This is a genomic window from Leeuwenhoekiella sp. MAR_2009_132 (assembly GCF_000687915.1).
In the GTDB taxonomy this organism is placed as follows: Bacteria; Bacteroidota; Bacteroidia; order Flavobacteriales; family Flavobacteriaceae; genus Leeuwenhoekiella.
Window position 1 is genome coordinate 1,492,980 of sequence record NZ_JHZY01000004.1, and the last position, 12,671, is coordinate 1,505,650.

At 36.8% G+C, this 12,671-nt stretch carries 13 protein-coding genes; 10 read left to right on the plus strand and 3 right to left on the minus strand.

The features are described from left to right. The first annotated feature begins 15 nt into the window (after positions 1 to 15). The 8 genes from atpG to P164_RS14955 all read left to right on the plus strand — a co-directional run bounded on the left by atpG (position 16) and on the right by P164_RS14955 (position 7,898). Positions 16 to 888 carry an ATP synthase F1 subunit gamma gene (gene atpG, locus P164_RS14920; RefSeq protein WP_028377133.1) on the plus strand — a complete coding sequence of 291 codons (873 nt, stop codon included), beginning with the start codon at positions 16 to 18 and terminating at the stop codon, positions 886 to 888. A gap of 117 nt (positions 889 to 1,005) precedes the next feature. After that, positions 1,006 to 1,437 carry a hypothetical protein gene (locus P164_RS14925; protein WP_028377134.1) on the plus strand — a complete coding sequence of 144 codons (432 nt, stop codon included), beginning with the start codon at positions 1,006 to 1,008 and terminating at the stop codon, positions 1,435 to 1,437. Positions 1,438 to 1,526: 89 nt separating this feature from the next. After that, positions 1,527 to 2,966: an oligosaccharide flippase family protein gene (locus P164_RS14930; protein ID WP_028377135.1), complete on the plus strand. Its 1,440-nt coding sequence runs from the start codon at positions 1,527 to 1,529 to the stop codon at positions 2,964 to 2,966. Between the two features lie 7 nt (positions 2,967 to 2,973). Continuing rightward, a complete protein-coding gene (gene dut / locus P164_RS14935; protein ID WP_028377136.1) occupies positions 2,974 to 3,408 on the plus strand; it encodes a dUTP diphosphatase in 435 nt (144 codons plus the stop codon). A gap of 94 nt (positions 3,409 to 3,502) precedes the next feature. Further along, positions 3,503 to 4,513 (plus strand): sugar phosphate nucleotidyltransferase, encoded by a 1,011-nt coding sequence (locus tag P164_RS14940; protein ID WP_028377137.1) that lies wholly within the window; start codon positions 3,503 to 3,505, stop codon positions 4,511 to 4,513. A 10-nt stretch (positions 4,514 to 4,523) separates the two neighbouring features. After that, complete coding sequence (locus P164_RS14945; protein WP_028377138.1) at positions 4,524 to 5,867, plus strand: tetratricopeptide repeat protein; 1,344 nt, start codon at positions 4,524 to 4,526, stop codon at positions 5,865 to 5,867. A 4-nt stretch (positions 5,868 to 5,871) separates the two neighbouring features. After that, positions 5,872 to 6,642, plus strand: a complete 771-nt coding sequence (locus P164_RS14950) for a DUF4292 domain-containing protein (RefSeq protein WP_028377139.1) — start codon at positions 5,872 to 5,874, stop codon at positions 6,640 to 6,642. Next, on the plus strand, positions 6,642 to 7,898 hold the full coding sequence (locus P164_RS14955) for a murein hydrolase activator EnvC family protein (protein WP_028377140.1): 1,257 nt from the start codon (positions 6,642 to 6,644) through the stop codon (positions 7,896 to 7,898). The genes P164_RS14950 and P164_RS14955 overlap by 1 nt, the downstream gene beginning before the upstream one ends. A gap of 118 nt (positions 7,899 to 8,016) precedes the next feature. Here P164_RS14955 and P164_RS14960 read toward each other — a convergent pair whose 3' ends face one another. Further along, complete coding sequence (locus tag P164_RS14960; protein ID WP_028377141.1) at positions 8,017 to 8,529, minus strand: acyl-CoA thioesterase; 513 nt, start codon at positions 8,527 to 8,529, stop codon at positions 8,017 to 8,019. Positions 8,530 to 8,627: 98 nt separating this feature from the next. Continuing rightward, positions 8,628 to 9,560, minus strand: coding sequence for an SPOR domain-containing protein (locus tag P164_RS14965; protein ID WP_028377142.1), 933 nt, complete (start codon positions 9,558 to 9,560; stop codon positions 8,628 to 8,630). Positions 9,561 to 9,655: 95 nt separating this feature from the next. Between P164_RS14965 and dprA the strand changes: the two genes are divergently transcribed. Then, positions 9,656 to 10,756 (plus strand): DNA-processing protein DprA, encoded by a 1,101-nt coding sequence (gene dprA / locus P164_RS14970; RefSeq protein ID WP_028377143.1) that lies wholly within the window; start codon positions 9,656 to 9,658, stop codon positions 10,754 to 10,756. Here dprA and trpS read toward each other — a convergent pair. Further along, positions 10,753 to 11,721 carry a tryptophan--tRNA ligase gene (gene trpS / locus P164_RS14975; RefSeq protein ID WP_028377144.1) on the minus strand — a complete coding sequence of 323 codons (969 nt, stop codon included), beginning with the start codon at positions 11,719 to 11,721 and terminating at the stop codon, positions 10,753 to 10,755. The genes dprA and trpS overlap by 4 nt on opposite strands. A 121-nt stretch (positions 11,722 to 11,842) precedes the next feature. On the opposite strand from trpS, the gene P164_RS14980 reads away from it, so the two are divergent. After that, positions 11,843 to 12,589: a lysophospholipid acyltransferase family protein gene (locus tag P164_RS14980; RefSeq protein ID WP_028377145.1), complete on the plus strand. Its 747-nt coding sequence runs from the start codon at positions 11,843 to 11,845 to the stop codon at positions 12,587 to 12,589. The last annotated feature ends 82 nt before the right edge of the window (positions 12,590 to 12,671 follow it).

Here is a 12,671-nt window from a genome sequence, read left to right on the forward strand (position 1 = left end):
AAAACCAATTAAAGAATGGCAAATTTAAAGGAAATACGTAACCGGATTTCATCAGTATCCTCAACGATGCAGATTACCAGCGCTATGAAAATGGTGTCTGCTGCTAAGTTGAAAAGGGCTCAAGATGCTATTACAGCTATGCGCCCGTATTCTGATAAATTAACCGAACTTTTACAAAGTCTTAGCGCTTCTATGGAAGGCAACAGCGGTAGCCGTTTTGCCGAAGAACGCGAGGTTAAAAAAGTACTTGTGGTAGCTATCTCATCAAACAGAGGATTGGCTGGTGCTTTTAACTCAAACATTGTTAAAGAATCAAAAAATATTCAGCTTGCGGTTTACCCTGGGAAAGAAGTTCATTTCTTGACCGTAGGTAAAAAGGCAAATGATATTTTGAAGAAATCTGCAAAAATCATATCTAATGATAATGCGGTTTACGATGATTTAACTTTTGAGAATATAGAAGTTATTGCAGAACAGGTGATGGATTTATTTGTGAATGGGCAGTATGATAAAGTAGAGTTAGTATATAACTCATTTAGAAATGCAGCTACACAAATCGTTACCAGAGAACAATTCTTGCCTATTGTACCTTTAAAAGAGCAATTTGAAAACGTTGAAGCTCCTACTGTAGATTATATTTTTGAGCCTTCAAAAGAAGAAATTGTAAAGCAATTAATACCTAAAGCTTTAAAAACACAGTTTTTTAAGGCAGTTAGAGACTCTGTAGCGAGTGAACATGGTGCGCGTATGACAGCAATGCATAAAGCGACTGATAATGCAACAGAATTAAGAGATCAGCTTAAGTTGACGTATAACAAAGCGCGTCAGGCAGCAATTACAAATGAAATCTTAGAAATTGTAGGTGGTGCAGAAGCATTAAACAATTAATAGTAGATTAAATTCATATATTAAAGCCTTGCATTTGCAAGGCTTTTTTTATTTGTACAATTTTTTAAAAATATTGAGGTTTCAATTATTGTGTAACCCTTTTAATACAAAATTACTATGCATATAAAATTGGGAATATTTATTCTAATAGCACTAGCTACAGGTTCTTGCGGTAGTGGTAAAATTTCAGAAAATGAAGAATTTGTGGTTGAAAATTTAAAACGAATTGACTTTGAAGATAAAAGTTTTGAAGTAACCTTTAAAGTTGACGCGCTAAATCCTGCAATCACGTTAAACTATCTGTATTTTGAAAATCAAAAAGCTCGGGTTACCCATTCTTCGCCGGGTATCTACTCAGCCCAATTTGCTGCTTTAAAATTGAATTCTGAAGATCGCATTTTATCCCTCGATATGTCTCAAGAATCTAAGAATACACTCCCATCATTGCCGGTAAAGGCACCCGTTGAAATTAAAAAGTCTCAGGCTTTATTGAGCTATTTGTTAGGTGCAGTAGATAAGTATAAGGTGCTTAATTTTGATACCAATTAGAGCGCAAGACTAGTATTTAAAAGGTGAATAGGACACCCTTTATAGATTGATGTGTATAACCTACTTTTGAATTTTAAAAAATAACCTCTTTGAGTGTATTAAAGCGATTTGTAAAGGATACTGCGGTATATGGTCTTGCTACTATTTTGCCTCGTATAATGAATATTGTACTGGTTCCTTTGCATACAGATGTATTGGATCCTGTTAACTACGCAGAGAACACTTCATTCTACATTGGTGCAGCTTTTCTAAATGTTCTCCTTACCTATGGTATGGAAACCGCTTTTTTCCGCTTTTTTTCGAAATCAGAAAATAAAGATCGGGTGTATAGTACGGTTTTAATTGCTTTAACCACTACAGCAATTGTCGCGTTCGGACTCCTATTTGTATTTAAAAATCCCATTTCGGAAGCTTTAGAGCTTCGCAGTGAATACTTCGGTTATTTGATAGGGTTAACTATATTAGATACGCTCGTTGTCGCTCCTTTCGCATATTTGAGAGCTAAAGGTAAAGCATTGCGATTCGCAGGTATCAAATTAGTGAATCTGGCTATTTATGTGGTGCTCAATCTCTTTTTCCTTTGGGCAATCCCGTATTTTGATCTCAAGTTTTCCTGGTATAATTCCGAAAATATTCTCGTATATATATTTATCGCAAATCTTGCTGCAAGTGCAGTAACCTTCTTGCTCATCGCTCCAGACTTTTTCCGCATTAAACTTATTTTTGACAGGCAACTCTTTAAACAATTATGGCAATACGGTTGGCCGGTTTTAGTTGCCGGTTTGGCATTTGTAATTAATGAGAATTTAGACAAGTTGCTCCTTGGAAATATGCTCGATAAGGAGATTATGGGTGCGTATTCAGGGTGTTACAAACTTGCCGTATTTATGACGATTTTTATACAGGCTTTTCGGTTAGGAGCAGAGCCATTTTTCTTTAATCACGCCCATTCAAAAAATGCGCCTGCAACGTATGCAACAATCCTTAAATACTTTACGATAGCAGGAGCCTTGGGCTTAATGATTATCGTTTGTTTTATCGATTTCTTTAAGGATATTCTAATTCGTGATGCGGAATATTTTAAGGCCTTGGAAATTGTACCATACATTCTTTTGGCAAATCTTTTTCTGGGTATTTACCACAACCTAGCAGTCTGGTATAAGTTAACAGATAAGACCTTATACGGCATGTATTTTTCAATTATAGGAGCAGCGCTAACGATAGGATTAAACCTATTACTAATACCTGAGATTGGTTTTATGGCTTCGGCCTATGCTACTGTGGTTGCTTATGGTGTGATGATGATGATTTCGTATTTTTACGGGCAAAAACATTACAGAATACCTTACAATACCACACGTATTGCGATGTATCTTACTGTAGCTACCACAATTGCTATGGTTTCATTTTATTACTTAAGAGAATCTTATGTTGTGAATTTCGGGTTTCTAATAGCTTTTGCTTTACTGGTGTTTATGCTTGAAAAAAAGGAGCTGGTTGGAATTTTAAACCGAAATACAAATCAATAACTAAATTATGCAAATCAATATTATTAATAAATCGAGTCACGCCCTACCACATTACGAGACTGAAGCCTCTGCAGGTATGGATTTACGAGCAGAACTTATGACTCCCGTGACCTTAAAACCTTTGGAGCGCACTATTATAAAAACAGGATTGTTTATAGAGTTGCCGGTAGGAATAGAAGCTCAGGTAAGACCTAGAAGCGGTCTGGCTGCAAAAAACGGAATTACTGTTCTTAATGCGCCGGGAACTATTGATGCAGACTACCGCGGCGAAATAGGTGTAATTCTCGTTAATTTATCAAATGAAGATTTTACCATAGAAAACGGGGAGCGCATAGCACAATTGGTTATCGCAAGACATGAGCGTGCAAACTGGAATGAAGTCGATGTTCTAAGTGAGACAGTTCGTGGGGCTGGTGGCTTTGGCAGTACCGGAACCAAATAATTTTTTTCCGCAAAAGCGGAAATATTAACACAATAGTTTTTTTACCAGAAGAGCTTTTGTACAAATTTTTACAGGAAAATACCAGAAATAAAAAATGAAAATAATAGTTCCTATGGCAGGGCGGGGTTCTCGTCTAAGACCACATACGTTAACAATTCCTAAACCGTTAATTCCAATAGCCGGCAAGCCTATAGTACAACGTCTGGTAGAAGATATAGCCGCTGTTCTTGAAGAGAAAATTGAAGAAATAGCTTTTGTCATTGCAGAAGATTTTGGCTCAGAAACTGAAGAAAATTTAAAGCAAATTGCTGCACGTCTAGGTGCAAAAGGGACTATTTATTATCAGGATAAACCGCTGGGAACAGGTCATGCGATTATGTGCGCTCAGGAATCTTTGAGCGGCCCTTGTGTGATTGCTTATGCAGATACACTCTTTAGGGCAGATTTTACGTTAGACAAAGAAGCAGATAGTGTAATCTGGGTAAAGCAGGTTAAAAACCCGCAGGCCTATGGTGTGGTTTCTTTAAATGAAAACAAAGAAATTACTGGTCTTGTAGAAAAACCTACAGAATTTGTTTCAGATTTAGCCGTTATAGGTATTTATTATTTCAAAGAGGGCAGTGTTCTTAAACAAGAATTGCAAGCTGTTCTCGACGCTAATTTAATGCATGGTGGCGAATACCAGATTAACGATGGTATTAAACAAATGCAAGCTAAAGGCTATGTCTTTAAACCTGGAAAAATCGACGAGTGGATGGACTGTGGTAATAAAAATGTAACGGTAGAAACTAACGGAAGAATGCTTCAGTTTTTGCATAAAGAAGAGCAAAAATTAGTTTCTCCTTCAGCAAAACTAGAGAACGCTTCAATTATTCCGCCGGTATATCTGGGTGATGATGTGGTGATTAAAGATTCAACAATAGGCCCCAACGTTTCCGTAGGTAAGGGAACCGTTATTGAAAACAGTACCATTGAGCAAAGTTTAATTCAGAATTTCAGCACTATTAAAAATGCACAATTAAAAAACGCCATGATAGGTAATTACGCCAAATACAATGGTAATTTTACCGAAATTAGTATTGGTGACTATTCAGAATTGATATAGCTTTTATAGAATGAAATTATTTACGTGTTTACTCGTGTTTTCTTTGTTTTCGCCGTTGGCGGAAGCGCAGGAGCCTGCTACCCTAAAAGACGTAAATGTTGACAATCTTGAAGATGTAACAGATGATTTTCAAGAGTATTTTTTTGAAGCTTTAAAGCAAAAAGGTATTCAAAATTACGAGCGGGCTATAATTGCTTTAGATAAATGCATCTCACTACGACCGCAAGAAGCCATTCTCTATTTTGAGAAAGGAAAGAATGAAGCATTATTAGGCAATGTGCAGGAGGCCGAAAATAATTATTTAAAGGCGCTACAATTAAAGCCAAACCAACGCGATATAATGGTTAGTCTATATGATGTTTATTATGCGCGTCAGGACTTTGAGAAAGCTATAGATCTTGTAAAACAACTCGTAAAATTTGATATTAGATATAAAGAAGACTTAGCGCGTATTTATTTGCGTAAGGGTTCATTTAAAGAAGTTATAGGCCTCATAGATGAGCTTGATGAGAAACTAGGCAAAGATGCTTATCGCAATCAAATACGACAGCAAGCATTAGCATTAAGTGGAGGTGATGTTCAGGAAAAAGCACTTTTAAAACAAATAGCTGCTAGTCCTAAAAATGAACAGCATTATCTCAATCTTATTTACGTCTACAGCGAGCAGGGCAAGACACAACAGGCCTATGAGACGGCTCAACGCTTATTAAAAGTAAACCCAAAGGCTGAGATTGTACATATGGCGTTGTACAAATACTACCTCGAGAGCGGCGCCATCAAACAAGCGGTTGCCTCGCTTGAGAAAGTCATGCGTAGTTCAAAGATTGAAGCGAAGGCAAAACACAGTGTTTTAAATGATTTTTTGATTTTTGTAGATCGTAATCCTGAGTTTGAGCCCGAACTGGAGCAAGCAATTACATTATTTTCTAACGAAGAAGATGCAGATGTAAATGAAGAATTAGGAGCTTATTATTTAAAGAATAAAGAAAACGACAAGGCATTGTCTTATTATGAGAATGCATATAAAAAGAATCCTTCAGATTTAGGTGTATTGCGCAATTTGCTTATGCTTCAGCTTGAAGCAAAACAGTTTGAAAATGCCGCAAACCTTAGTGAGGAAGCATTAAGCTTATATCCTGCTCAAGCCTTGTTTTATTTGGTTTATGGAGTTGCTCAAAACAATTTGGGTAAATCTAAGAATGCTGCAGAATATTTAGAAATGGGTTTAGACTATATAGTTGAAGATTCAAAAATGCTTGCAGATTTTTATAGTGAGTTGGTACGCGCTTATGTTACGCTGGGAGATGCAAACAAAGCCACTAGGTATCGCGAGCTAATTAATAATTTGAATTAACACGATGCGTATATATTTTAAAAGTTTTGTAGTACTATTGATGGTAAGTCTTACCGCATGTAAATCAACGAAAAAAGTAGCTGCTACTAATGATGATTTAGCTTCTGCTAAAATAATAGCAAGTCATTACGAGACACACCCGCAATTTGAAACCCTTGCTGCACGATTAAAAATAAAATATTCAGACCCTGATCGTACACAAAGTGTAACGGTAAGTTTGCGTATGCAAAAAGATGAAACCATCTGGATGAGTGCTTCAGTATTGGGCATATCACTTGCGAAAGCGATGATTACTAAAGATCGCGTTCAGTTTTATGAGAAAATTGACGGAACTTATTTTGATGGTGATTTTAAACTTCTTAGTGATTTACTAGGCACCGAATTAAATTATGAGCAGGTAGAAGCTTTATTGCTGGGAGAACCCATCTATGATTTGCGTAATGGTGGTTTTAGTGCAGGAGCAACGGGAACACGCTATCTGGTAGCACCGCGTCAGCAACAGAATCTATTTAACCTATTTTTCTATTTAAATGCAGGTGCATTTACACTGCAGGAGCAGCGCCTTACTCAATCTAAAGAACAAAGAGATTTAACGATTAAATATGCAGATTACATAAAGGAGCAAAATGGTTATTTCCCTACAGCAATTAGCATAAGTGCTCAGGAGGAGAACAAAGAAACCCTTGTAGATATCGAGTACAAAGGCGTAGATTTTAATACAGAGGTGAGTTTTCCGTTTAGTATTCCCGGGGGATTAAAAGAAATAAAACTTTAATGCAATTGAAGCAGATTTATAAATTTGGTTTAGTAGTAGCGCTTCTATTTGCAGGAAGCACTGCATTGTGGTCTCAAAACGACAAGCAGGCAGAGCTTGAGCGACAACGACGAGCGTTGATGGGTCAGATTGAAGAATTAAGCAAACTGCGTCAAAGTAATAAGAAGAAAGAGATTAACGTATTGAGTCAGGTAGAAGATCTTGATTCTAAAATAAAAACACGTCAAAATCTTATTAAGGTTACTAATAGTCAGGCAAATTTATTGACGCAAAAAATTAACCAAAATATAAACAAACTCTCCTCGCTAAGAGACGAACTAGAAAAACTGAAAGACGATTATGCCAGTATGGTGCAAAAGTCTTACAAAAGTAAAAGTAGCCAGAGCCGCATCATGTTTTTACTTTCTTCTAAAAGCTTTTTACAAGCCTACAAGCGGGTGCAGTATATGAAGCAATACAGCAATTACCGAAAAAAACAGGGAGATCAGATAAAAGAACGTACGGCTTTACTTCAGGAGACAAATAAGAAACTAGCCTTACAAAAAGAAGAAAAACAAAAGCTGGTTGCCCAAAATAAAATTGAACAGGAGAAATTAGAAGGGGAGCGCGCACAACAAGATGAGTTGATTTCAAAAATTAGAAAACAAGAGTCTACTTATGTAACGCAAATACAAGACAAGCAAAAGGCTGCAGACCGAATAGATCGTGAGATAGACCGTTTAATTAGAGAGGCAATTGCAGCTTCTAAAAAAGAAACAGGAGCAGAGCCAACTAAAGAAGCGGCTACAAATGTGAGTAAAATGCCTACGTTCTCATTAACACCGGCAGCAAAAGCATTAGCAAGTGATTTTGCATCAAATAAAGGTCGTATGGACTGGCCTGTAGAACGCGGTAGAGTTTATAAAAAGTTTGGTACCTCAAAACATCCCACACTACCTAATATCACAACTTACAATAGTGGTGTTGAAATTGAGACTGCCCCAGGTAGTATAGCTCGTGCAGCGTTTAAAGGAACCGTTCAACAAATACAACTAATACGAGGTGGAGGATATACGGTTTTAATTCGCCATGGAAACTATTTAACGGTTTATCAGAATTTAAAAAACTTAAAAGTTAAAGTAAACGATCAAATTTCTACAAAACAAGCACTGGGAGAAATTGCTGAAAACTCATTTAACGGCAAAACCATCCTAAAGTTTTTAGTGTATAAAGATTCAGAACGTTTAAATCCCGAAGATTGGGTTTATAATATGTAAAATTTTAAAAGTAAGCAAAGTGCTTCTTCAAACTATAAGAATCAATAAAAAACCCCTCTTAAGCTTAGACTTAACAGGGGTTTTTATATAAGGTAAAGAAGCTGAAATTACAATAGATTTATTGCTGAAACAAGGCTTTAAGTTCTGTGGCTTCTGAAGCTTTCATCTTACCTGCAAGAACCAGACTCAGCTGTTTTCTGCGTAAAGCTGCATCATATCGAGCGACCTCTTCTTCGGTTTCTGGTTTAATTTGGGGTATAGGTACTGGCATACCGGTATCATCTACAGCTACAAAAGTATATATGGCATCGTTTGCTTTCGATTTTAAGCCACTTTCACGATCTTCAACCCATACGTCTATAACAACTTCCATAGAAGTTTTAAAAGCTCGGGAAATAGCCGCTTCTACGGTTACAACACTGCCTAAAGGTATAGCCTTGTTAAATGCAACGTGGTTCACTGAAGCAGTAACGACAATTCGGCGAGAATGTCGCCTTGCTGTAATACTGGCAACACGGTCCATACGCGCTAACAGTTCACCACCAAACATATTATTAAGTGGGTTAGTCTCGTTAGGTAAAACAAGATCTGTTTGCATTGTGCGCGATTGTGAAGGCGTCTTGGTATCCATAGATTAATTTTTGCGCAAAAGTAACAAGAATTAAAGCGATTGAGAAATGAAAAAGCCTCCAAATAGGAGGCTTTCAATATTATATAGTTTCTTTAACGTTAATCTACTTCCTGAATTAGCATCCAGGCATTAGAATTATCGTTAGTACGTATTTTGCGTAAATCGTTTAGTGCTTCAGTACGGTCTGTATAACTTCCGTAAACAACTTGATGTAAACCATATTTGTTTTCGCCTAAAGTGCGTGCTTTATATCCGGCTTCTCTCAATTCTTTCACACGGCTTTCTGCATTCTCAGGTACTCTAAAAGCACCGGCTACAATGTGATAGCTTCCTTTAGGTTTAAAAGCGTTTAAAGTAACAGCGGGCAACGGATTTTCTATCGTAAATGTTGCGTGTTGTATGGTATTTTCAACCTGCTTCTTTGCTTTTTGTTCTTGAGCAAAGTTATAATCTGCAATATCTTTAAAATGTAAAAAACCAAATGTACCTGAAAGTCCAATGGCAAGAACTCCCACAGCAGCATATTTTAACCAGGTATTGTTGCGGCGTGCAGTTGTTATGTGAATAGGTGCTCTCTCTTCTAAAGCTTCTACTTCCTGTTTGTGAACTTCGCGCATTATCGGTTTAGTCTCAAAAGAAGATAGACCGAAAGCTTCTGTTAGATAATTTGTAACAGAAACTGGTTCAAATTTAATTTGTGATGATTCATTCTGGGTTAGCGTACCTATTTTATCTAGTAAAATAGTTTCCCCATTAAGTATACGCGTCTCAAGCGTGTGTGCATAAGCTTGAAGTTTACCTAAAGCTTCTGTATAACTTATATTTTCTGCCGTTGCGATGTAATTTGATAAAAGGCCGTCATTTTCCTTCAGTTGTGCGTTGAATGAAATACGCTTCTTAGGAGGAAAAAATAAATTTTGTTCGGCATCGTGATATGCAGAAATTTTGTGCGCTAAAAATGCCCCAAACCCGGGAATGATAACGCACTCGTAACGGTAAAGCAAATCGCTTATGTAAGTAGAGTAATGCATACCGTAAAAATAAAAAAAAATGCGACCGCCCTTTAAATGTGAGCATTGAATTGTCAACAATTTTACAATATCTTTAGAACCAGCTAACTATAAAGATGACTCAGGACCAACTACACGCTTTTCTAATCTTACAACGTATCCCCAATCTGGGAGACACCTCTATAAAAAGACTTATTAATCGTTTTGAAACGCCTCAAAATGTTTTGGTTCAAAAAAAGGCAACACTTCTTGATATAGATGGAATAGGAGAGCATAAATTGAAAGATTTTTATAATAAAGAACACGCTATTGAAGCCGAAAAAGAAATCAAGTTTATAGAGACTAATAATATTGAATACTCGTGTTTTCTAGATGCTGAATATCCTGAACGACTAAAACATTGCATAGACGGTCCTATTTTACTCTTCAAGCGCGGAAACTCAGATTATGCAAACCCTAAAATGATTTCTATTGTAGGTACCCGTAAAGTCACGTCTTACGGCATAGAATTTATAAAGCGGTTTATTGAAGATCTTGCGCCATTAAAACCTGTAATTGTATCGGGTTTTGCTTATGGTGTAGACATCACAGCACATAGGGCAGCACTAGATAATGGCTTAGAAACAATTGCAGTTTTAGCGCACGGCCTCAATCAGATTTATCCTAAAGTTCACCACAAGTATGCAAAATCTTTAGAAGCTCAGGGCGCATTTATCACCGATTTCTGGAGTTCAGATAATTTTGATCGCACTAATTTTTTAAGACGCAATCGTATTATTGCAGGAATTAGTGAGGCAACTGTAGTAATTGAAAGTGCAGATAAAGGAGGCTCGCTGGTTACGGCAGAAATCGCGAACTCGTACAACAGAGATGTGTTTGCTGTTCCTGGAAGGCCAGATGATTCACAAAGTTTAGGCTGTAATAATCTTATAAAATCTCAGCAAGCCCAGTTAATTACCAGTGCTGCAGATTTAATTTATATGTTGAATTGGAGCGTAAAAGATTCTTTCAAACCCGTGCAAAAGCAACTTTTTATAGAACTTGATGTTGAAGAGAAAGCAATATTTAATTACTTAACCAATCAAGGAAAAGAGCAGCTCGACTTAATCGCTTTAAATTGCAAAATGCCAACCTTTAAAGTGGCTGGCATTCTCTTAAATATGGAATTAAAAGGGGTTATACGCCCACTTCCGGGTAAGCAGTTTGAACTTGCTTAATACCCTAATTTTGTACGTACACGCTTTAAAACAGACTGCGCCACAGCCTGAGCTTTCTCTGCACCTACTTTTAAGGCTTCATCAAGCTCATCGAGATTTGCCATATAATGGTTGTAAAGTGCGCGTTCTTTTTCAAATTTAGTTAGTATGAGTTCGTATAACGCCTTTTTAGCGTGACCGTAACCGTAGCCACCACCTTCATAATTAGCACGCATTGCAGCAACATCTTCTGCAGAAGCTAACAGTTTATAAATTGCAAAAACATTACATGTATTTGTGTCTTTAGGCTCTTCTAATGGAGTACTATCTGTTTCAATACTCATTATTTGTTTTTTTAACTCTTTATCAGACTGAAACAAAATAATGGTATTGCCTTTACTTTTACTCATTTTAGCACCGTCTGTACCCGGTATGTACATGGTTTCTTCATGCAGTTTAAGTTGTGGTATCACAAATGTTTCTCCCATTTGCGCATGAAAACGAGAAGCAACATCCCGTGTCATTTCTAGATGCTGCGATTGATCTTTACCCACGGGTACAATCTCTGCATCATATAAAAGAATATCTGCGGCCATAAGCATTGGGTAGGTAAATAAACCGGTATTTACATCATCTAGACGGTCTGCTTTGTCCTTAAAACTATGCGCAAGGGTTAGGCGTTGATAGGGGTAAAAACAACTTAAATACCAGGTTAATTCTGTTGTTTGTGGTATATCACTTTGACGGTAGAAAACAGTTTTAGTAATGTCAAGACCACAGGCCAGCCAGGTAGCTGCTGTAGAATAGGTATTGTGTCTTAATGTCTCTCCGTTTTTAATTTGAGTAAGAGAATGCATATCTGCAATAAACAGGTAAGACTCATTTTCGGGCATATTCGCCATTTGTATTGCGGGAATAATAGCGCCTAATAAATTTCCTAAGTGAGGAGTTCCTGTACTTTGAACTCCGGTTAAAATTCGTGACATTTATAACTATAATTTTGCGTAAAGTTACCCCTTTTGGCTAATTAACTCCTTTTAAAATGCCTATTTTTGAATGGTTACAACTTCATTTATAGTTTAGCACAGCCAAATTACCTAACCACATATGATTCACATTTTTCGTAAGATTATTACACTGCTTTGGCGTATATGGTTCTATATACTTTTAGTAGTTCCTATAATTGTCTTGTTTCCTTTTCTTGTAATATCTGTTGCAAAAGACACGTGGTATCCTTACTTTTTTAGAATGGCTCAATTTTGGGCCCGGTTTATTTTATTTGGGATGGGTTTTTGGCCACAGATAAAACGTCTTGAAAAGACTAAACGCGGCAAGAGCTATATGTTTGTCGCAAATCATACCTCAATGGCAGATATAATGTTGATGCTGCACGTAGTACGCAACCCTTTTGTATTTGTAGGTAAAAAAGAATTAGCACGGTTTCCGCTATTTGGATATTTCTATAAACAAACCTGTATTTTAGTAGATAGAGGAGACGCAAAGAGTAGAATGGCTGTATTTGAAAGCGCGCAGCGCAGATTAAATCAAGGTTTAAGTATTTGCATATTTCCAGAAGGTGGCGTTCCTGATGATCTTTCAGTAGTCTTAGACACGTTTAAAGATGGGGCTTTTAGACTAGCGATAGATCATCAGGTACCCATTGTACCTATGGTTTTTTACGATAATAAAAAACGGTTCTCGTATGATTTCTTTTCTGGTTCACCGGGTAAAATGCGAGTTAAAATTTTACCATTTATAGAAACAAAAGGGAAAGAAGCAAAAGACCGTAGAGAATTAAGAGATCAAACTTATTGCGTAATACATAAAGAACTTCTTAAAGATCTTAGTATGTAAACCAAAAAAACCGCCCTAACCAGGGGCGGTTTTCTAATTATTGCTGTGCAATAATTACCTAACCAACTAAAAAAATAACCTA

Coding starts and splice junctions, on each gene's coding strand:
- atpG (WP_028377133.1), top strand. CDS start 16: ATGGCAAATTTAAAGGAAATACGTAACCGGATTTCATCAGTATCCTCA.
- P164_RS14925 (WP_028377134.1), top strand. CDS start 1,006: ATGCATATAAAATTGGGAATATTTATTCTAATAGCACTAGCTACAGGT.
- dut (WP_028377136.1), top strand. CDS start 2,974: ATGCAAATCAATATTATTAATAAATCGAGTCACGCCCTACCACATTAC.
- P164_RS14940 (WP_028377137.1), top strand. CDS start 3,503: ATGAAAATAATAGTTCCTATGGCAGGGCGGGGTTCTCGTCTAAGACCA.
- P164_RS14945 (WP_028377138.1), top strand. CDS start 4,524: ATGAAATTATTTACGTGTTTACTCGTGTTTTCTTTGTTTTCGCCGTTG.
- P164_RS14950 (WP_028377139.1), top strand. CDS start 5,872: ATGCGTATATATTTTAAAAGTTTTGTAGTACTATTGATGGTAAGTCTT.
- P164_RS14955 (WP_028377140.1), top strand. CDS start 6,642: ATGCAATTGAAGCAGATTTATAAATTTGGTTTAGTAGTAGCGCTTCTA.
- P164_RS14960 (WP_028377141.1), bottom strand. CDS start 8,529: ATGGATACCAAGACGCCTTCACAATCGCGCACAATGCAAACAGATCTT.
- P164_RS14965 (WP_028377142.1), bottom strand. CDS start 9,560: ATGCATTACTCTACTTACATAAGCGATTTGCTTTACCGTTACGAGTGC.
- dprA (WP_028377143.1), top strand. CDS start 9,656: ATGACTCAGGACCAACTACACGCTTTTCTAATCTTACAACGTATCCCC.
- trpS (WP_028377144.1), bottom strand. CDS start 11,721: ATGTCACGAATTTTAACCGGAGTTCAAAGTACAGGAACTCCTCACTTA.
- P164_RS14980 (WP_028377145.1), top strand. CDS start 11,843: ATGATTCACATTTTTCGTAAGATTATTACACTGCTTTGGCGTATATGG.